Origin of the sequence: Clostridium tetanomorphum (genome assembly GCF_017873215.1) — a bacterium.
Taxonomy (GTDB): Bacteria; Bacillota; Clostridia; order Clostridiales; family Clostridiaceae; genus Clostridium_AO; species Clostridium_AO tetanomorphum.
The window spans coordinates 65,014-84,684 of record NZ_JAGGKA010000020.1 but is presented as its reverse complement, the minus strand read 5'-3'; the positions used below and the strand labels follow the sequence as shown (position 1 = coordinate 84,684).

Annotated in this window: 21 protein-coding genes; 4 read left to right on the top strand and 17 right to left on the bottom strand. The window is 28.6% G+C overall.

Translation table 11 applies throughout. From position 1 onward, the window contains the following. Positions 1 to 161 precede the first annotated feature (161 nt). The 4 genes from J2Z24_RS17075 to J2Z24_RS17060 form a co-directional block, all read right to left on the bottom strand. Entirely contained in the window at positions 162 to 2,132 is a 1,971-nt protein-coding gene (locus J2Z24_RS17075; RefSeq protein WP_035150769.1) for an FtsX-like permease family protein, read from the bottom strand. A 12-nt stretch (positions 2,133 to 2,144) separates the two neighbouring features. After that, positions 2,145 to 2,915, bottom strand: coding sequence for an ABC transporter ATP-binding protein (locus tag J2Z24_RS17070; protein WP_035150771.1), 771 nt, complete (start codon positions 2,913 to 2,915; stop codon positions 2,145 to 2,147). 120 nt (positions 2,916 to 3,035) lie between these two features. Beyond that, positions 3,036 to 4,085: a sensor histidine kinase gene (locus tag J2Z24_RS17065; protein ID WP_035150773.1), complete on the bottom strand. Its 1,050-nt coding sequence runs from the start codon at positions 4,083 to 4,085 to the stop codon at positions 3,036 to 3,038. Positions 4,086 to 4,101: 16 nt separating this feature from the next. Then, complete coding sequence (locus tag J2Z24_RS17060; protein ID WP_035150775.1) at positions 4,102 to 4,794, bottom strand: response regulator transcription factor; 693 nt, start codon at positions 4,792 to 4,794, stop codon at positions 4,102 to 4,104. A 234-nt stretch (positions 4,795 to 5,028) separates the two neighbouring features. Between J2Z24_RS17060 and J2Z24_RS17055 the strand changes: the two genes are divergently transcribed. Then, positions 5,029 to 5,493 (top strand): class I SAM-dependent methyltransferase, encoded by a 465-nt coding sequence (locus J2Z24_RS17055; protein ID WP_241393004.1) that lies wholly within the window; start codon positions 5,029 to 5,031, stop codon positions 5,491 to 5,493. A 184-nt stretch (positions 5,494 to 5,677) separates the two neighbouring features. Here J2Z24_RS17055 and J2Z24_RS17050 read toward each other — a convergent pair whose 3' ends face one another. After that, positions 5,678 to 6,439: a zinc dependent phospholipase C family protein gene (locus J2Z24_RS17050; protein ID WP_035150777.1), complete on the bottom strand. Its 762-nt coding sequence runs from the start codon at positions 6,437 to 6,439 to the stop codon at positions 5,678 to 5,680. Between the two features lie 190 nt (positions 6,440 to 6,629). Between J2Z24_RS17050 and J2Z24_RS17045 the strand changes: the two genes are divergently transcribed. From J2Z24_RS17045 to J2Z24_RS17035, 3 genes are read left to right on the top strand one after another with little or no spacing between them, the layout of a single operon-like run. Continuing rightward, on the top strand, positions 6,630 to 7,193 hold the full coding sequence (locus J2Z24_RS17045) for a hypothetical protein (protein ID WP_307861372.1): 564 nt from the start codon (positions 6,630 to 6,632) through the stop codon (positions 7,191 to 7,193). Positions 7,194 to 7,239: 46 nt separating this feature from the next. Next, positions 7,240 to 7,953, top strand: a complete 714-nt coding sequence (locus tag J2Z24_RS17040) for a PHP domain-containing protein (protein ID WP_035150780.1) — start codon at positions 7,240 to 7,242, stop codon at positions 7,951 to 7,953. A gap of 22 nt (positions 7,954 to 7,975) precedes the next feature. Further along, positions 7,976 to 8,821 carry a metallophosphoesterase family protein gene (locus J2Z24_RS17035; protein WP_111947615.1) on the top strand — a complete coding sequence of 282 codons (846 nt, stop codon included), beginning with the start codon at positions 7,976 to 7,978 and terminating at the stop codon, positions 8,819 to 8,821. 152 nt (positions 8,822 to 8,973) lie between these two features. Here the strand turns inward: J2Z24_RS17035 and J2Z24_RS17030 are convergent, their stop codons facing one another. From J2Z24_RS17030 to J2Z24_RS16975, 12 genes are all read right to left on the bottom strand, one after another. After that, the gene (locus tag J2Z24_RS17030) at positions 8,974 to 10,227 is read right to left on the bottom strand and encodes a sensor histidine kinase (protein ID WP_035150781.1); all 1,254 of its coding nucleotides are present in this window, start codon (positions 10,225 to 10,227) and stop codon (positions 8,974 to 8,976) included. After that, positions 10,220 to 10,900, bottom strand: coding sequence for a response regulator transcription factor (locus tag J2Z24_RS17025; protein ID WP_035150783.1), 681 nt, complete (start codon positions 10,898 to 10,900; stop codon positions 10,220 to 10,222). Before J2Z24_RS17025 ends, J2Z24_RS17030 begins: the two co-directional genes overlap by 8 nt. After that, the gene (locus J2Z24_RS17020; protein ID WP_035150785.1) at positions 10,893 to 11,432 is read right to left on the bottom strand and encodes a DUF4342 domain-containing protein; all 540 of its coding nucleotides are present in this window, start codon (positions 11,430 to 11,432) and stop codon (positions 10,893 to 10,895) included. The genes J2Z24_RS17025 and J2Z24_RS17020 overlap by 8 nt, the downstream gene beginning before the upstream one ends. 150 nt (positions 11,433 to 11,582) lie before the next feature. Further along, positions 11,583 to 12,119, bottom strand: a complete 537-nt coding sequence (locus tag J2Z24_RS17015; RefSeq protein WP_035150787.1) for a UBA domain-containing protein — start codon at positions 12,117 to 12,119, stop codon at positions 11,583 to 11,585. A gap of 213 nt (positions 12,120 to 12,332) precedes the next feature. Continuing rightward, positions 12,333 to 13,079: an ABC transporter ATP-binding protein gene (locus J2Z24_RS17010; protein WP_035150789.1), complete on the bottom strand. Its 747-nt coding sequence runs from the start codon at positions 13,077 to 13,079 to the stop codon at positions 12,333 to 12,335. An 11-nt stretch (positions 13,080 to 13,090) separates the two neighbouring features. After that, positions 13,091 to 15,439 (bottom strand): ABC transporter permease, encoded by a 2,349-nt coding sequence (locus J2Z24_RS17005; RefSeq protein WP_035150793.1) that lies wholly within the window; start codon positions 15,437 to 15,439, stop codon positions 13,091 to 13,093. Further along, entirely contained in the window at positions 15,414 to 15,551 is a 138-nt protein-coding gene (locus J2Z24_RS17000; protein WP_156950266.1) for a hypothetical protein, read from the bottom strand. Before J2Z24_RS17000 ends, J2Z24_RS17005 begins: the two co-directional genes overlap by 26 nt. Positions 15,552 to 15,606: 55 nt before the next feature. Next, on the bottom strand, positions 15,607 to 16,233 hold the full coding sequence (locus J2Z24_RS16995; RefSeq protein ID WP_035150795.1) for a TetR/AcrR family transcriptional regulator: 627 nt from the start codon (positions 16,231 to 16,233) through the stop codon (positions 15,607 to 15,609). Positions 16,234 to 16,721: 488 nt separating this feature from the next. After that, complete coding sequence (locus J2Z24_RS16990) at positions 16,722 to 17,813, bottom strand: DUF4179 domain-containing protein (RefSeq protein ID WP_035150798.1); 1,092 nt, start codon at positions 17,811 to 17,813, stop codon at positions 16,722 to 16,724. Beyond that, positions 17,810 to 18,358, bottom strand: a complete 549-nt coding sequence (locus tag J2Z24_RS16985) for a sigma-70 family RNA polymerase sigma factor (RefSeq protein ID WP_035150800.1) — start codon at positions 18,356 to 18,358, stop codon at positions 17,810 to 17,812. Before J2Z24_RS16985 ends, J2Z24_RS16990 begins: the two co-directional genes overlap by 4 nt. Positions 18,359 to 18,511: 153 nt before the next feature. Further along, a complete protein-coding gene (locus J2Z24_RS16980) occupies positions 18,512 to 18,760 on the bottom strand; it encodes a PEP-utilizing enzyme (protein ID WP_035150802.1) in 249 nt (82 codons plus the stop codon). 103 nt (positions 18,761 to 18,863) lie between these two features. Beyond that, positions 18,864 to 19,454: a TetR/AcrR family transcriptional regulator gene (locus tag J2Z24_RS16975; protein ID WP_035150805.1), complete on the bottom strand. Its 591-nt coding sequence runs from the start codon at positions 19,452 to 19,454 to the stop codon at positions 18,864 to 18,866. Positions 19,455 to 19,671 lie beyond the last annotated feature (217 nt).

Genomic DNA, 19,671 nt, shown 5'->3' with positions numbered 1-19,671 from the left:
GGACACCCTTGCCGTCAGCTAGTGGTTCCCACTACCAAGCCCACAACGGACTTTCACCGTCAAGTTGTTGCCCATGCTGGGCACACAATAAAAAAGTCAAAGGAAACTTATATCCCTTGACTTTTAAATTCTGTAAATCAACACTAGAATTGAATAAATAATTAAATGCTCCAACTATTAATCTGTTTAATATACATCCATTTGGCAAATAAATAATATATTATCTGTAAAACTAAATATATTCCTGCAATAAACATAAAGTAAGTTGTATATAAAAGTCCTACAGATTTTACTGCAAAAACAGCATGAAGAGTTGCTACTGTAAGTGGCAAGAAAAACATTGTAAAACTTTGAATACTAACCACCCTTTTTATTTCTTCTTGTGTAACACCTATCTTTTTTAATCCTATAAAGTCTTGCTTATCTTTCTGAATTTCATTAAACATCTTAAAGTATAATATACTTCCTGTTGCAATAAAGAATATTATTGCAATAAATGTTCCTATAAATAAAAGTATAGATAGCACTTTCATTAAATTTGCTGCACTTATTACCCTTTCAGTAAAGAAAGCTTCTTGACCTTTTGTAACTGAATTCTTTATTTCAGTTATTGCATCAGCAGCCTTTAAATTATGTTTGATGTTGTATCCATAATAAATATATTTATTGCTATTTGAAACCTTACTCCATAACTTTTTAAAATCATCATTATTAATAATTATAGTATTAGTATTTTTTTTATCTGCGTTTATAATACCACCTTTTAAATTATTTAATATATTAAAACTACTTACTTTACCGTTAATATTTAAGTTTAAAGTTTTTTGATGTTTAAAAGGAAGTTCTACTTTTTCATTAGCTATACCACCAGTTAAATCATAGGTACATATTACCATTTCTCCATTTTTTAAATCTACCGCTTTTTTATTATACTGCTTTGCAAGTTCATTAAAGCTATTTTCAGACATTATATTAAAATCAGTTTTATTTATTTTTATACCATAAGTACTCTTCTTACTCTCTTCTATCTTATCATTATTTTTTGCCTTTATTAATTCTATTTTATTTCTATATTGTATATCAAATTTATGCTTATTCAATATCTCTTCAATTTTTCCATCAGCTATAACTTTATGAGAATTTATATCTTGTTCTATGATCCCTATATCTTGCGGACAATTTTCTTCAAGTGAAGATAAACTCACCTTTTGTAATGAATAAACTGATATAGCTGATGCAAGTGTAATTCCACTAAGTATTGAAGTAATAAATAATACCTTTGCATTATCCTTTAATTTATATATAATTTGAGATAAGGTTATTAGATTTATTCCTTTATAATAAACTCCCTTATTATTTTGAAGCTTATTTGTAAAAAACACACTGAACTGAGAAAATAAAAAATGAGTTCCTATTATTACAACTATAAGTATGGGAATCATTGTGCCTATAATAGCTGTACCAGAAAATACGCCTACAACATACCCAGAAATTATAAGTAATATTCCTAATACTGATTTTATTTTTGAAAACTTTGGCGTTGTTTTAGGTATTCTCTCACCTTTTAATAATTGTGCAATGTTATTATTTTTTATTTTAAAGCTTGTAATAAAACTTATAAAATTAAGAAGTATTAAAAAGCTTAATATTGTTATTTTTACAGCTTTACTTGATATTAAAAATGGAATTTCTGAATTTAAATCTAAGATTATAGACACAGCCATAAAAAATAATTTTGAAAACAACATTCCAAAGAAGAGTCCTGTCACAATAGAAATAATTGAAATTATTATATTTTCAAACATAACATATCTTCTTATTTGACCTTTAGTTAAACCAAACATTGATAAAAGTCCAAATTCTTTTTCCCTAGATTTTAAAAAACTAGTTATTGAGTAATTTGAAAATATGAAAGTAAAGATTACTATTACAAACTCGCATAAGTACATTAATCTACTAGCAACTTCACCTATAGTTTTATCACTAACATTACCATTACTTAAACTTGGATTATATATAAAATTTGCAAATATAAAAAATATAGTTACAACTATTACATTACTTAAATAATACATAACATATTTATTTGAATTTCCTCTAATATTTTTAATAGCTATATTATTGATTGTCATTTCAATCCTCCCCTACAGTGTATAATTATTTGACCTACTTCCTAAAAGTGAAAGGGAATCCATAATCTCTTTAAAAAATGTCTGCCTGTTCCCTCCATTCACGATTTCTAAAAAATATTTTCCATCCTTAATCATAATTATTCTTTTACAAAAACTTGCAGAAAAAGGGTCGTGAGTAACCATCATTATAGTAGCTCCTTTTTTGCTATTTAGATTTGTTAAAGTTTCCATAACATCCTGGGAAGCTTTAGAATCAAGATTTCCTGTAGGTTCATCTGCCAAAATTATAGAAGGATTATGAATAAGTGCTCTTGCACAAGCTGCTCTCTGCTGCTGTCCCCCTGAAATTTCATATGGCTTTTTGTTTAAAATATCTTTAATGTTTAAAAGGCCTGTAATTTCTTCAACTCTCTTTTCTATTTCTCTTACCTTAACTTTTTCTAATACAAGTGGTAATATTATATTTTCCTTAATAGATAGTGAATCTAAAAGATTAAAATCTTGAAATATAAAACCTAATTCCTTTCTTCTAAAAAGAGCAATGTTTTTTTCATTTAATTTTGTAGGATTTGTACCATTTATAAAAAGTTCTCCTGATGAAGGGCTATCTATAGTTGCCATTATATTTAATAATGTAGTCTTACCACTACCAGATGGCCCCATTACTCCAACAAATTCACCTTTTTCAATTTCTAAACTAAATTTATCTAAAGCTTTAAAGGTCATGCCACCTTTTTTTCCACCATATATCTTTGTTATATTTTCAACTTTTAAAATTGACATAATAAAAACCTCCTACTTTATATATTCTTCGAAGACCATGACTTTATTATAAAAAAAATAGAGAAATCTTAGTATCGATTTCTCTTTCATTTTAAATATAAACATTACAATTTTGAAAGATTATAATTTAAATATATTTTTCCCTTTATAAAAATCAATATAAAATTTTGTTCCTTTTCCTTCTTCTGATTCAACATATAACTTATTTCCAAGCCCTTCACAAATGCGTTTTGATAAGTACATTCCCATACCTGTAGACTCAGAGGTTTTTCTACCATTCTTACCCGTAAAGAAAACATTAAATACTCGTCCTAAATCTTCTTTTGGTATACCAATACCATTATCTTCAATGCTCACAACTATTTTTGTAGTATCTTCTTCTATATTAAACTTTATAGCTTTTTTATCTTTCTTTACTACAGCTGTATATTTTATTGCATTAATAACAATTTGATTTATAACAAAGTATATCCACTTTTTATCTGTTTGAACAATTGTAGTTTTGCCTATTATTTCAGGAAATATCTTATGTCTGATAAGTAATTTTTTATTGTCATTTACTACTTTTCTTAAAATCAGCAATATATCTATATCTTCCACATTAAAATCATGATTAAATTCATTTATTCTTGCATTATATAACATAATATTAAGACCTTGTGATATCTTTTCATTTTCTTCACCAATACTGTCAAAAATCTCTTTAAACTCTGCTGTATATTCTTCTTGCAATATTAAATTAATTATAGATACAGGTGTTTTCATTTGATGTACCCATTGATTTATAAAGTTTGAATAATGTTTTTGAATATCTTCATATTTATAAATCTTCCCTTCATATGACTTATGTAACTTTTCCAATGTATTTATAAAAAGTTTTTGCTCTATATTTTTAGCTTCACCTATATTTATAATATCTTCTATAATATTTTCAGAATTTGATGCTCCATAAAGTCGCTTATAAAACATTCTTACTTTTGAATATTCATATATCAAGAATATAATAAATATAACTATAGAAATCAAATATGCATATAATACATTTATTATAGGAAACTCAATTACTTTTATAAATATAGTCAAATACATTATTAGAATAACTAAAGATATACTCATAAAATAAGTTATTATATAAGCTATCCTATCTTTCAAAAAATCTATAAATTTCATTTTACTCACCAACTCTTTACTCTGTCCAATTATTAATAAGAATATATCCTTGACCACGTTTTGTCTCTATAGCATTTGTAATGCCTACTTCTTCTAGCTTCTTTCTAAGTCTTGTAACATTGACAGAAAGGGTGTTGTCATCAATAAAGTCAGTGTCACTCCAAAGTATCTCAAGTAAAGTATCTCTTGAAACAATTTTATTTATGTTTTTAAGAAGATATAGTAAAAGAGAAAATTCATTTTTACTAAGTTCAGTTTTTTTACTTTTAAATTCTAATACATTATTATTTATATATAATATCAAATTGTCAATTTTTAAAAAATCTGTATCGCCTTTAGCATAACTACCATATGCTCTTCTCAGTACACCTTTTATTTTTGCTAATAATACATCATAAGAAAATGGCTTTGTTATAAAGTCGTCTCCACCGTTATCTATTGCCATAACCTGATCCATATCTGAATCTCTAGCGGATATAAATATTATAGGTACTTTTGAATGACTTCTTATATCACTGCACCAATAAAAACCATCAAAAAAAGGAAGATTTATATCCATTAAAACAAGATCTGGTTTATATTCGAGAAATTCATCTTTTATATTTGAAAAATCCTTAATTAAATATGCTTTATATCCATATCGCTCTAAATGATTTTTTATAAGTTTAGCCATTTTTTTGTCATCTTCTATAATCATAATATTATACAACTTTATCACAACCTTTAAATATTTATATATACTTATTTTACAATGCTTAACTTTTATTATAAATTGTCACATAAATATTATCTCATATATATGTAACAAATCTACTAATTTATTTTTATTGAAACAAAGTGATTACATTAATAATCCACTTTAACTTAAAAAATCAAGTTATAAATCAAGAACATAAGGGTAATCTAACTTTGTATTACTTAATTAGATAGGAGGCATCATATTATGGAACTATCCCCAAGATTATATCATTATTTTGTACGACCTAAATGGTTCCTAAATAAATTTTATAATTCAATGTTTCAAAATTGCATTGAATTTAAAGATAAAACAGTTCTTGATTTTGGTTGTGGTATTGGTTCTAGTTCTTACTTATTTGAATCATCAAATTATCTTGGAGTAGACTGCGATGATAAAAGAATAAATTATGCTAAAAAATTATATCCAGAGTATAATTTTATAACAACTAAAGATGGTCTTCTTCCTTTATCGCAAAATTCTGTTGATTATATTATGATTTTATCAGTACTTCATCATATTCCAACTGAGGAATTAACAGATAGTTTAAAAGAATTTAAAAGAGTATTGAAATCAGATGGAAATATAATAATAGTAGAACCCTGTTTTTTTAAAAAAGCACGTATGCGTAACTGGTATATGTCTAAACTTGATAAGGGTACGAGTATTTAGATCTTTTTAGAAAAGCTAACTATAAAACTAAAGTTATTAAAAGATATAATCAACTATTATTTTATAATAAAATTATGATTTATGCTTATCCTGATACCTAAATTCTAATTATAAGGACTGAACTTAAATGAATAAATGTTCAGTCCTTAAATTTATTATTTATTTAGAAAAGTCAATATATCTCCTATAATGATTTATTTACAATATTCTCAAACTGCTCTTTCTGTTGGGTAATTGTAATAGGCTTAATTTCTTCTATATCCTTATAGAACTTAAACATCAAACCTGCAGTAGTAGCTTGAGCCATTGTTAAAACTACAGAAGTAATTATCTGAAATCTAACATGCCGATTTTTTACATGTAAATGTTTTCTGTATATATTTATTGCTCCTTTACTATTGAAATCAATATAATGCTTTAAAGAATCAAAATATATTCCCCCTTCTTTAATTTTAAACTCATCATGATTTGTATGGGTTCTAATTACCCATTTTTCATAACTTCTATGGTTATTTAATAAGTGAACATTAGCATGTTGAGGAACTGTTAAATCTTGAATTAAATGACAAGCTGCACCCAAATAAAACATTGCATTTTTAATATCACCGTTGAAATATTCATTTAATGCTGTAGTATAGTAAGATATACATTCTTTTTTAGCATCACTACTACCGTATAATCCCTTATTCTTGTGTGGATTATAAAAGTGATTACTGCTTTTTAAATCCTGATCAGCCCAAACTACTCCTTCATTTATATCACTTATATATGCGACCATAAGTTTATGAGCTTCTATATGTCCATCATTTTTTAATACTATTACAGACTGAGCATTTATAAATTTATGAACCTTACACTCAGCTTTCATTATTCTCTTCTTTACAGGATTTACAGCTCTTAATATATTTTTAAATACATATGAATAAGATTTTTCTAAAGTATTCATAATTATCATCCCTATCAATATATTTATACTCTAAATTATTATAAGCACAAATTTAACTATTATCCATAAAAGTTCATTCTAAAAAATGCTTCAAACAAAAGAAAATTTTTATGAAAAGTAGTTTGCTCTAATTAATGTTACAAAATAAATTTTCTTGCATATACTGACATTGTGATTATTTTTGAAACAGGTGATTAATATTAAGTTAAGTGAAGATATAATTATAAAAGACTTGGAGTTTATAGGCAAAGGTACCCAAGGTAAGGTATATAAAATAGACTCCCAAAAGTGCATAAAGATTTTTAAGAGCAAAAAAACCTGCAAGAACGAGCAAAAAACTTTATTAATGGCTCAATCGGATATTCATTTCCCCAAAATTTACCAATATGGTTCAAAATACATCATAAGGGAATATATTAACGGTATTGAATTAAATGAATATTTGTTAAAGCAGAAACTAACACCAGAGCTTTCAAGCAAAATTATAGATCTATATGAATCAATTGTTAAGGTTGGTTATGCTAGGCATGATGCAGCAATATTTCATATATTTGTAACGCCTTCAGGTGAACTTAAGCTTATAGATACTGCCAAGGCAATGAAAAAAAAATCAGTAATTCCAAATTTGCTTATTAGTGGTCTAGAAGATCTTGGATACAAAGAAGATTTTTTTAATTTTTTAAAAAGTAATAGACCAGACCTGTATACTCAATGGATAAATTACTCCAAGAAAAAATATAAAAAAGTATACTAAAACCTTGATTTACTTTAACTTTATAAGAGGTAAAGGAGATGGTAATATGCTTATGAGGGGTGATCTCCATATTCATTCAAATGCATCTGATGGCAGCCTTAGCCCGCGGCAAATAATAAAACTCGCAAAAAGTCGAGGTATAGACACAATTGCTATTGCTGATCATAATTCAGTAGATGGCCTCACCAAAGCTTCTGAAGCAGGCAAAGAATATGGTGTTTCAGTAATTCCTGCTGTTGAATTATCCACAAGATTTAGCGGTGAAAGCATTCATATTTTAGGGTACTTTACAAATGAAAACTTTAATAGTACCGATTTTAAACAAATTTTAAAACTGGTAAAAAATCATAAAGCTTATAAGCTTAGAAAGATGTTAATGGGATTCCGAAAACATAAAACCTATAGCAAATATCTATCTAGTTCTGAAGGAATTGATATCTTGAAAGCCTTTGGAGCAGCTGTAGTACTTGCTCATCCTGTTCGTATATCGAAAAAAAACCTTCTAAGTCTTTTAAATATGCCTTTTGATGGTATAGAAGCAAAGTACTGTCGCAACACTGATTATTATACAAACCTTTTTATTAACGTAGCCTTAAAAAAATTTTCTTTTTACACAGGAGGCTCAGACTTCCATACAGATAAATCTAGCGAGCATAAACATTCTCTTATTGGAGAACCATATCTTGACTCAACTGAAATACAAAGATTTCTTAAAAATTCTGGAGCATTAGTCTTAGGCAGTGGTATTAACCATATATAATTTTCTTGGTGGTGATATGAAAATGAGGTTTATAATTTTAAGTGACTCTAAAGGAAAAGAAAATGGTATAAACAAAAAGATACTAATAAAACTTTTGAAGATAACTTGCAAATTAACGCCTAAACCTGATTTTATTGTATTATGTGGAGATAACGTTGCAGGTAGTAACATAGAAAAAGTACTAATTAGTCAACTTCAAAGTCTAAGAAACTTAATAGAAAAATATCATTATAAAAAACCTTTGATTCCTGTAATAGGCAACCATGAAGTCAACAACGAGCCTATAGATGATAGATATGAAAAAATCTTCAGCAAAATTTATAATGACATGCTTCCTGATACCTATCTTGATGGCTATAACAAAACTGTATTTTATACAAACTATGAAAATACAAGATTTATTGTACTTAATGCTTTCCATTTTCACGAAAAACACAGAATCATAAATAAGCAGCTTTTATGGTTTGAAGCAGTAGCTTCTGCAAATATAAAAAATAAAATTGTTTTTGTTCACTCTCCTGCTTTTCCTACAGGGGCTCATTTTCGTCATTGCCTAGACTCATATCCCAAGGACAGAGATGCTTTCTGGAGGATTGTTCAGAACTGTAATATAGATATAGTCTTCTCAGGCCATGAGCATAATTATTCAAGACGAAAAATAGGAGATACTAAAAATATATATCAAGTTATTACAGGTGGAGGGGGAGAAAAACTCAGAGATAAGTTTAAGGATAAGAAAGGAGTAATACTAGGACCTATAGCTGAATATCATTGCGTTATAGTCGATATGGATTCAGATTGCATTAAAGTTTCTGCCATCAGTTCTGAAGGAAAACTTTTAGATAAATTTAAAATAGATAAATTCTAAAACAAGTCATGACCACCTCTGTAAACGGGTGAATAAATTCTTCCATGTTTAAATAATCACTTTTTTACATTATTATCTTATCATTTATAATTAAAACCACAGCAAAGGTAACTTTGATGTGGTTTAATGCAGTATATTCTTATCCACTTATCCTACTGTCTTTCAGGGAGAAAAACAGTTATTCTTGTACCTATTTCTTTCCTACTTAAAACGCTAAAATATCCTTTATGACTGTCAATAATCCACTTAGCAATAGAAAGTCCTAGTCCTGTACCACAATTTTTTCTAACTCTTGAAATATCAGCTCTAAAAAAACGTTCAAATATGTGTAATATATCTTTTTCATCTATTCCTATTCCATTATCTTGAATAGAAAAATAAGGCTCATTTTTATCATTTTTCCCTGTTCTTAGTATTATATCTTCACCTTTATCTGTATACTTTGCTGCATTTTCTATTAATATTCTAGCTGTTTGTTTAAGTAATGATATATCACCATAAACATTTATATTTTCTGAATCCATATATCTATATATATGCTCTTTATCTATCATCTTAGATTCTTCTAAAACCTCTTTCATCATATCATTAAGCGAAAACTCTATAATCTTAAGTTGAGTTTTACCATTAATACCTCTGGCTAAAAATAATAACTGCTCTATTAAGTTTTTCATATTTTCTGATTCACTTTTTATGGCTACAATAGATTCTTCTAATACTTCCTCATCATGTTTTCCCCAACGATCTAACATATTAACATAACCTTGAATTACAGAGATAGGAGTTCTAAGCTCATGTGATGCATCCGAAACAAATCTTGCTTGTTGCCTATAGGAATCTCTCATTCTATCTAATAAGTTATTAATTGCTTCTTCCAGCCCCTGAAGATCGCTGTCTCCAATATGAATTCTTTCATCAGATGTAACAGGACTAATCTTGGATATAGCATCTTCAAGACTTTGAAATTTTTGTTCATTAAAAGCTATATCACTAAGCCTACTTGCAGTTTTTGCTATTTCATTAAGTGGTTTTAAAACCCTTCGATTCTTTGCAGTACCAAATATCATTTGTGTTAATAGCATTATTGCTTCTATAATTCCAATACTAGCAATTACTCTTATAAAAAGATTTAAAAAAGTGCTAGCCTCCTTTATCATAACTTCTCCATTATCCCAAATGACTTTATAATTTGCTGTTTCTATAGGATAAAATTGAAAGGATCTTTTAGCATTTTGCACAATTTCACCATAAAAATTTATTTCACTTTCAATACACCAAATCCCAATAAATCCAACAATTATACATATATCAATGACAAAAAACTTTAGAAATAAATTTCTTACAAAAATAGAATTTAATTTTATTGCAATAGATATAACATTTCTTGTTTTATTTTTTCTACTCATCTTTAATTACGTACCCCACACCACGAACTGTAGTTATTATTTTAACCTTAAAAACATCATCTATTTTTGTTCTTAAAAACCTTATATAAACATCTATAATATTTGTTTCCCCAATATAATCATAACCACATACCTTTTCCATAAGTGTACTTCTAGTTAATACTATATTCTTGTTTTCCATTAGTATTTGTAACAAATTAAACTCCCTATTTGTCAGTTCTATCTCTGCACTATCATACATTACTTTATGTCTCATTTTATCTAATGATAATAATCCACATCTTATTATATCTTCATCTTTTTTCACTGTAACTATTCTCTTTTTAAGTGCTGTTCTTATTCTTGCAAGTAACTCTTCTATTGCAAATGGCTTAGTTATATAATCATCTGCTCCTGCATCAAGACCTGATACTTTATCCATAACAGCATCTCTTGCAGTAAGCATTATAATTGGAATATCAGAAGTTCTTCTAAGCCTTCTTAATACTTCAAGACCATTAATTTCTGGAAGCATTATATCAAGAAGTACTAAATCCACTTCACCTTTTTCTGCAATTTCAAGACCTGTTCTACCATTATTTGCTTTTACTATTTCATAACCTTCATGTGTTAACTCAAGCTCAATAAATCTTGATAATTTCTCTTCATCTTCAACTATTAAAATCTTAATCATTCTTATGCCCCTTTTTAAATTTTTGTTTTATGACTTTTACATTCCCTGAAATCTTACTTAATATCTTGTTAGGCTTATCTGTATCAATGTTCTTTGCAGATACATAAAATTCTATATCAAAAAATAATCCAGTAACCATTAAAGGTATAATTGCCCATAAAGCAAAAAACGAAATTATAACCAATACTGTAAGTGGAATCTTTAAAAGTATTCTGTCCTTCTTTTTTATTTGTACAAAAATATTATTACATGTATCTATAAACTTACATATAGCCTCAAAGATTCCTTGAAAGCTATTGTTAGTTTCGTATTTATTCTCTTCATTATTTTCATTTTCTTCTCTATCCTCACTATGCTTTGCTTCATTAGTATAAAAGATACTAACAGAAGGTTTTTTCACCCTTTCATTCTCTTCTAAATATAATAAAGCATCTAATATATCCCAATTACTATTTTCTAAAGCTATTTTAGCTTCTTCATAACTTATATTTGTTTTTTCCCTCAATTTATCTACTAACTTAAGATTCTCCATAAATAGACCTCCATATCTATGTCATAAACGGAATCATTTATTATAATTATATACTCAACTATTAGATTATTCTATTTAATCATAACTTTATATAACTTCAAAAATAAAGAGATCCTGAATGTTTTCAAAATCTCTTTATTATACTATATATTATTTTTCATAACTTTCTTTAAAATCTTTTTTAATAGTATCCGCTGATTCTGATGCTTTTTCAAACACATTATTCACCTCATCATAGTTGATATGAGGACCAGCTAATGAATATTTATATCCACAGAATAATCCAATTACCAGTAATACTATGGTTGGTACAGATAAGAATACTAATAAAAGTATTGATATTGTTAATGATACTCTTATTGGCTTTTCATTTTGTTTTCTAATTTGAAAAAAATTGTCATTTCCCTTTCTTATAAACTTACCTATAAATTTAAATATTCTACCAATAATTTCTCCGATTCCACCATACTTTTCTTCACACTTTTTACTATTTTCCTTTTTATCTTGCTCTTCTTCTTTAACTTCAGTTATTGTAGTAGTTCCATTGCTTTTTACTTTTCCACTTTTCTCTAAATATATAATAGAATCTACAATATCCCAGTTACATTTTTCTAATACTTCTATTGCTTCTTCACGAGTTATATTAGCCTTTGCCATTATACTTTCAATCATTTCATTTCTTTCCATTTAATTTACCTCCATGTATTTGTTAATCATTCATCATGCTTATATAATACTTTTAGAAGATTAATCTAAAATATAAGAAAAATTAAAATTAGATTAAAAATTAATATTTAGTAAAGGCTATATTTTAATATAATAAATTTTTTCCCTTTAAATATCCCATAAATTGTGCAACACTTAACTTTGGCGAGATACTAGCCAACATATTTAACGCACTTAAAATCCTTGTTTCCCAAGCCATTGAGTCATTTTTTTCTCTCTTTCAGAAAAGCTTTTTTCTTCATATTTTCCTAAAACAATTTCATCAGTAATATTTCCATCAGATAAAAAAATCACACGATCTGCCCTGGCTGCAACTTTTGCATCATGTGTAACCAGCATTACAGTGGTTCCTTCAGCATTAATCTCATTAATAATATTCATAATTTCCTTTGTTGCACTTGAATTGAGAGCTCCTGTAGGTTCATCACCAAATATGATATCTGGATGGTTTATTAATGCACGGCATATTGCTGCACGCTGAAGCTGTCCTCCGGAAACCTTCTTAATGTCATGATCCGCAATCTGATCAATTCCTGTTCTTCTCATAAGTTCTTGTGCATATGCATTTACATTTTGCCGTCTTTCACTTTCTGCCTTAAATCCTGGAAGTACAATATTGTCACGTATTGATAATGTCTTAAGTAAATGTGACTGCTGAAATATAAATCCCATCTTTCTAAGCCGTATGTTACTCATCTTCTCATCATCAATGTTTGAAATGTCTTCTCCATCAAAATTTATTTCACCATTGGTTGCCCTATCCATGCCACTTATATTATATAAAAGCGTTGATTTTCCTGAACCTGACTGTCCCATGATTGCCACGAATTCTCCTCTGTTAACCATAACATCAATTCCCTTTAAAATCTTTGTTCCGTCAAATTCCTTCCATAATCCTTTTGCCTGTAAAATAATCTTCATAATTACATCTCCTATTCATTAATCAGTGAAATGATGTTATATTCCCGTATCTGCCTAGTACTAATCCATGTCATTCCTGCTACCACTGCAAGAAGTACCAGCGGTAATATTACAAATACTATCCATGGATTTTTGATAAATGTTATTCTTGATATGCCAAGTTTCGTTATACTTAAAGCCACACTTACAATGCTTTCACCAAGTATGTTTGAAATAAATGCTCCTGTAAATATTCCTGCAATTGAAACCATTAAAGTCTTATAAAGATACTGTTTCCTTACATCAGAATTTGTAAAACCTATAGCCTTCATTGCTGCAATTTGTGCAACATCCTTGGCAAGCCTTAGCTTCATAAATAAAACTACTATCAATGCTGCCAGCAGTATTCCTATCACTACCACTGCAATTATGGAAATTTTTATCTGGCTTGAAACACCGCCCAATGTCTGATTTATGAATTCTTCCATTGGTTCTATGTCATAACCTCCCCCTATCTTGTCACTCCACTGTGAAGCTTTTTCTCCCGCATCTACTCCATCAGTAAGATTAATTGTAAATTGGTATTTTTCCGCGTCTACTCCTGCAAAGCTGTATATAGCCTTTGCCGTGTATCCTCCACTTGTCACATCCTGATAAATTCCAGAAATAACGAATTTCTTCTGTATGCCGTTAAATGCCAATATTATCTTGTCACCTATGTCTTTGCCCATCTCATCTGAGTTAAGTTTTGAAAATGCAATTTCATTTTCCATGGAAGGTGCTGTGCCTACAAGATACTTAAGTTCTTTTCCTGCATAATTTCCACAGTCAACGTTAAGATTCATCCATTTATCTTCAGAATTAATTGTCTTAACACGTACTCTTCTAAACTCCTTATATTCTTTAATTTTAGCATCCTCCTTAAGAAGTTTCTTAATAGTTTCATACTTATTCTCAAGATTTTTTCCTGAATCAATCTCAATTAATATGTCATTCATGGAACTTCCCATATAAGAAATGAATTCTTTGGATTCTATAGTATTTAAAAGATTCATAGAAACAATCATCATTCCTGAAACAATAAACATTACTAAAAAAACTATTACAAATCCACGAAAATTATGAAATACCTCTCTTATACTTACAAGCAAATTAACTGATATCGTCTTTGACTTATAAAGTCCGTCCTTAACACGTTCCTTTTTACCAAAGCCTTTTTCAGTTACTAATGCATCTACAACGGTTACTTTCTTAAGCTTCTTAAGAATCCTCTTACAGTAATGGTTAGTTATGAAATACACAATCACGCATACCGCAACAGGAAGACCAATGATAAAAATTGAAACTGGCTGTTTGCCGAATGTGTTGCTTACATGTCCAGTAAACACGTTTGATATAATGATAGCAATCGCATAACCTATGACTATTCCTGCTGCCACTATTATTTTATACTTTACAAGATACAAATTTCTTATATCCTCATATGATATTCCTATGGCTTTCATAGTACCAATTTCACCGATTTCTTCTTCTAAGACAGCTATCATAGTGTACTTAATACACATCAGGGCAACCATAACAAGTAGCATACTTACAAGAATTAAAATCATTACCATAGCAATATCCCTAAAAGCACTTAAAAGAAATATAACTGTGTAAGTAACTGCCTGGCCATCCTGTGGAAGACCTGCTTTTTCATAAGCTGTCTTGAAATCTGAAGCCATGGATGAATCTGTAAAATATACTTCAATAAGATATTCATTTTCTCCCACTTTACCAAAAAGTTCTTTAAAATCCTCATCACTTATAAGCATTCTTGTCGAAGAACAAAGTGTGGAATTCATCTGTGCATCATGCACAAAAGCTGTTACTTTGAATTTCTTGGTTACACCCTTACTTGTTAACACAACTGTATCTCCAAAGTTTATATCGTAGGAATCTAGAAGAATTACAGGAATAGCGATTTCACCTTTATTAACATTTATTACATTTCTGCTTTCATCAAGCAAAAGATCATATTCCTTATTCTGCTTAACAAGACTTATATCCAGCCTGCAGTCTGATAAATTAAATACATCATTCCCATAAACTTTAAGATCATCTCCGTAAACATCTATGGTTGGAAGGGTCTGCCAGAATTTAACGCCATCATAGGATGAATTAAATTTATCAATTGACTCTTGATTTATCTCTCCCTTATGCATCTGAAGAAAATGTGGCGGCTTTGCTGTTTTATACATTCCTGTAATAGAAGTTATAAGCTGCGTCACAACTATGGTTGCTACCACTACAAGACCTGCTGCAAGTGTCATAAACAAAAGCAATGACACATTTCCTGCAGGGTTTCTTTTAAAATCATTTTTCAATATTTTTAAGTTCATGTTCACAATTAACCACCTCAATTTCTCTTATACTCTTTCTACTGCCAAGAACCAATACAACTACTACCATTAATACTCCTGCCCATATTGTCATGAACTTTTTAATACTCATACTTTCTTAACTACTTCTCATTACTTTTCAATCAATGTGTTCTTACCCCAAAATGCTATCCCCAATACTGCTTTGTCACATTCCAGAAAGTCTCATCTGCAACTCCAAGCATTTTCTCAAGTAGTGCCACCAATGCTCTTAAAGTCATTTGCTGTTCTTCCGGCTTAACCTGGAAGATTCCATCGTCTAAAAGTGTGATTGATGATGTTAAGAAAATCTGCATATACTGTGTAGGAAAATCTGATTTAAATATTCCCTGACTAATTCCCTCATCTACAACTTTGACAAGTATCGGAGTAACTCTTGTTACCATTAAACTTAAGGATTTTTGATGCATTAGTGCATTTTCCGGTTTGTGAAGTTCTTCCATAAGGTCATTATCTACTTCGCTTTCAACCCTCATGGAAAGAAGTGTATTAACCATCTTCATTACAGGTGAAAGTTCTGAATTAGATACAACCTCCTCAGCCCTTGCAACAACTATTTCAGCAACCCTGTTAATGATTGCATCAAGCACTTCTTCCTTGGAACTAAAATAATAATAAAATGTTCCCTTTGCTATTCCTACGGCATCAAGAATGTCATTTATCGTACATTTGTTATAACCTTTGGTTGAAAATAATCTTCTTGCCGCATCAACTATCTCCTTTCTTCTTTCATTATATTCCTTACTAACCTTCATACTGCCTTACCTCTTTCTCTATATAAAATCAAAAATGCTTTATTTACTAGTTTTTTATAGACCGACGGTCGGTCTATAATTACTGTACAATACATTTTTACATTTGTCAACATGACTTCCAAAAATTTTTCCATTCTTCACCCAAAGTCTGTTTAAAATAATTCTCTAATTCTAAACAGTGATCAATGATAGCTCAGAACATTCTAATAGATATTAACAATTAAGTTGATAATCTCGTAGATGGTATACTTTAAAAAGATATTATAAAAAATAAACAGAACTATTTGTAAACAAAATAAAAATCTACCCCTTCAGGATAGATTTTTATTTTGAAATATGTATGACCACCTCTTCATCAGTGGAAAGTGGTAAAATTGGTGGAGGCGGAGCACAGTATGTGAAATCCACTACTACTCCACCATTAACTAAAATTACTTACTTCATCTGTTAATTGATTATATAACGATTATAAAGTATTGTTGTATACTTTATTTTAAATTAACTGTAATAATCTTGTCTTCAATAATATATTTTATTCTACCATCTTCATAAACAGATGTAGTATTTGTATTTATCTTATTATAAGTATATGGAACAATTTTCAGAGTATTTATATGGGGCTCCTTTACTGGTAACTCAGTTCCATTATGTCTATAAAAATATGCTCCCTTTCCTATTTCTTCTTTTAAAGGCACTGTATCACCATTTTCATCAACAATATCATAATAATAGTTTACATCCTTATTATTTTCCCATGCACTAAAGCCTTTTGAAGAACCTGAGATAAGTACTCTATCTGGCTTAATAGTAACATTATCTAAAGAAAGCTCATTATCGCCAATTATAATATTTTTATCTACCTTAATCACTTTAGTATCATTTTTATAACTAGTGGAGTCATAAACAAAGTCATAAGTAAAATCCGAATAACTAGCACCATATTCTTCGGCTAAAGCAGAAAATACTAACTTTACATCCTCCTTATCACTTAATGGCAAATCCTTCATTTCAACCTCAAGAATTACATTACTATCTGTCTCAATTTCATCATTTCCTACATTATCATATCCAACAATATCTCTATATCCTGCAATACTATATCCAACATAATCAGAACTTCTCTTAATCTTTTTCCCATTAATATAAATATCAGGTACTAACTTATTCTTAATATCAACAAGCTCATTTTTTTTCTTGGTAATATTAAAGTTAATAATGATTCTTGAATTATCAGTAAAAAACTCATTTAAAGTAATCTTAGTATCTTTTCCCTCCAAAGTTTTCCCTATTTCAGTTGAATACTTTTCTCCAGTAGTATTAATACCTAACCATGTATTAATACTATATTTAAAGTTTGCTACTGCTGCTAAAACTTTATCTCCATGAATCCCTAAATTTACAGTCAAAAGTAAGGCTACTACAGCCGCTAAAATCTTCTTTTTATTCCAAAACGCTTTTTTACTTTTAGAATCTATAAATTTTTTCATCATTCTCTTCTTTTCAAATTCATTAACTTCTTCTATTGTATACTGTGAAAAATCCACCTCTACATTATTTAATAAACTATACTCATTCTTCATAGATTATTCCTCCTTATATTAGGAAATAGGGTTCTTAGCTTGCTCTTTCCTCTAGAAACTCTGTTATATATTACAGATGGCTTAATATTAAACTCCTCACTAACTTCCTTTATGGATTCTTCTCTTACAAAAAGCTTAATAAAAAGTTGCTTATCTAATAGACTAAGGTTTTTGAGAATCTCCTCTGTTTCATAATCTAATTCATTCTTTAGAACTTCTTTTTCTATGGTAAAGTCACTTTCTATATTTACCTCAGATATATCTATATGCTCAAGAGTTTTTAAATACTTTCTCTTATAATCAATAGCCCTATACTTTGCTATTGCAGCTATCCAATTTTTCAAAATATTTTTTTCTTTGTTAAAGCTAGCTATATTATTCCATATTCCAAGATATACATCATTAATACATTCTTCATGATGCTGTGGAAGATTATATAAATGTTTCTTTACTATAGCTTTTATTAATGATGCATATTCATTAATAAGTAACTCCATACCTTTTTCATTTCTATTTTTTATTAATGAGTAAATTTCTTCATCCATATTAAAATTTTCTCCTTTCCGAAGAACCCTTACACTTACTATTACGAATAAGACATATGGAATTCTATCAAGAAATAATCTTTTTTTGTATCTTATATGGTGGAAGCGAAACGCAACCTTTAAAATTCACTATTTTTATATTCATTTATAATATTAGCTAAGCACTTGTATTATTCCATTATCTCCATCTACAATAATACTTTGTCCATCATTCAGCACTTTTGTTGCATTTTCACATCCAAGTACTGCTGGAATATCATATTCCCTTGCTATAATAGCACTATGTGATAAAGGACCACCTGTATCAGACACTACTGCTTTTGCTAAACAAAATAAAGGTGTCCATGATGGGTCTGTATACTTGCAAACCATAATTTCACCTATCTTTTTTCTATTATTCATATTAATACCTCTTATTCCAATTTACCTATGCTGATAGTATAACTATAACACCGGCCTATGAAAAAAACAAATATTTTTCATAGATATGATAAAAAAATAGCACTTATACTATTTTTTCAGCTAAATGCATATAGATATCTTTATATAATTTCTCAAATACGTCTATATTCATTGTATCTTGTTTCATGTTTACTGCACCAAGTATAGATAATATCCCGAGTATTTCTTCATTAGATATTCTTAATGTATTTCCTTGTTTTTCCCATATTTCTCTTAATCTTTGGATGAATTCTAAATTTTCTTTTTTATTATTTTCTCCTATATCAAAAACTAATTCACTCATAAGATTATATGGCCCATCTTCTTGATTTTCATAAAGTTTATTTTTTTTCATTTTTTCAGAAAGTATATTAGCAAGACTTATAAAATATTCTTTAGGTGATACATTATCATGTTCAATCCACGTACTTATTTTTAAACGAATTCTATTTTTCTCATCTCTAATAATCTCTTTATAAAGTGCTTCTTTATTTTCAAAAAAAGAATATAATCCCCCAAGAGAAATCCCTACTTCCTTTGTTATCTTTTGAATACGAAAATGTTTAAATCCTTCCTCTTCAAACATTTTCTTTGCACACTCTTTAATTTTTATCCTTAATTCTTCTCTCTCTATATCTGTATATGCTCTTCCCATATATAAAAACGCTCCTTAGAAATTATTTAAAAAAATTTATATTTGAATCTGATCTCTATATTTATCCTATAAATTCTTTAATAATGTTAACCCTGCCGTATATAGTACATTTACTTAATTCTACTTTATCATTATACTTTATTATCTCTGAAAAGTAATGTTTATTATCAATGCAAGCTATAAAACTTATCTTGTTGAGCTATCCTCACCCAACAAA

Excerpts from the sequence above, each read along its gene's own strand:
- J2Z24_RS16975 (WP_035150805.1), bottom strand. The coding sequence starts at position 19,454 with ATGGGAAGAGCATATACAGATATAGAGAGAGAAGAATTAAGGATAAAA.
- J2Z24_RS16980 (WP_035150802.1), bottom strand. The coding sequence starts at position 18,760 with ATGAATAATAGAAAAAAGATAGGTGAAATTATGGTTTGCAAGTATACA.
- J2Z24_RS17055 (WP_241393004.1), top strand. The coding sequence starts at position 5,029 with ATGGAACTATCCCCAAGATTATATCATTATTTTGTACGACCTAAATGG.
- J2Z24_RS17030 (WP_035150781.1), bottom strand. The coding sequence starts at position 10,227 with ATGAGTAGAAAAAATAAAACAAGAAATGTTATATCTATTGCAATAAAA.
- J2Z24_RS17075 (WP_035150769.1), bottom strand. The coding sequence starts at position 2,132 with ATGACAATCAATAATATAGCTATTAAAAATATTAGAGGAAATTCAAAT.
- J2Z24_RS17010 (WP_035150789.1), bottom strand. The coding sequence starts at position 13,079 with ATGAAGATTATTTTACAGGCAAAAGGATTATGGAAGGAATTTGACGGA.
- J2Z24_RS17025 (WP_035150783.1), bottom strand. The coding sequence starts at position 10,900 with ATGATTAAGATTTTAATAGTTGAAGATGAAGAGAAATTATCAAGATTT.
- J2Z24_RS16985 (WP_035150800.1), bottom strand. The coding sequence starts at position 18,358 with ATGGATGAAGAAATTTACTCATTAATAAAAAATAGAAATGAAAAAGGT.
- J2Z24_RS16995 (WP_035150795.1), bottom strand. The coding sequence starts at position 16,233 with ATGAAGGTTAGTAAGGAATATAATGAAAGAAGAAAGGAGATAGTTGAT.
- J2Z24_RS17005 (WP_035150793.1), bottom strand. The coding sequence starts at position 15,439 with ATGAACTTAAAAATATTGAAAAATGATTTTAAAAGAAACCCTGCAGGA.
- J2Z24_RS17000 (WP_156950266.1), bottom strand. The coding sequence starts at position 15,551 with ATGAGTATTAAAAAGTTCATGACAATATGGGCAGGAGTATTAATGGTA.
- J2Z24_RS17070 (WP_035150771.1), bottom strand. The coding sequence starts at position 2,915 with ATGTCAATTTTAAAAGTTGAAAATATAACAAAGATATATGGTGGAAAA.
- J2Z24_RS17050 (WP_035150777.1), bottom strand. The coding sequence starts at position 6,439 with ATGAATACTTTAGAAAAATCTTATTCATATGTATTTAAAAATATATTA.
- J2Z24_RS17020 (WP_035150785.1), bottom strand. The coding sequence starts at position 11,432 with ATGGAGAATCTTAAGTTAGTAGATAAATTGAGGGAAAAAACAAATATA.
- J2Z24_RS17035 (WP_111947615.1), top strand. The coding sequence starts at position 7,976 with ATGAGGTTTATAATTTTAAGTGACTCTAAAGGAAAAGAAAATGGTATA.
- J2Z24_RS17015 (WP_035150787.1), bottom strand. The coding sequence starts at position 12,119 with ATGGAAAGAAATGAAATGATTGAAAGTATAATGGCAAAGGCTAATATA.
- J2Z24_RS17065 (WP_035150773.1), bottom strand. The coding sequence starts at position 4,085 with ATGAAATTTATAGATTTTTTGAAAGATAGGATAGCTTATATAATAACT.
- J2Z24_RS16990 (WP_035150798.1), bottom strand. The coding sequence starts at position 17,813 with ATGAAGAATGAGTATAGTTTATTAAATAATGTAGAGGTGGATTTTTCA.
- J2Z24_RS17040 (WP_035150780.1), top strand. The coding sequence starts at position 7,240 with ATGCTTATGAGGGGTGATCTCCATATTCATTCAAATGCATCTGATGGC.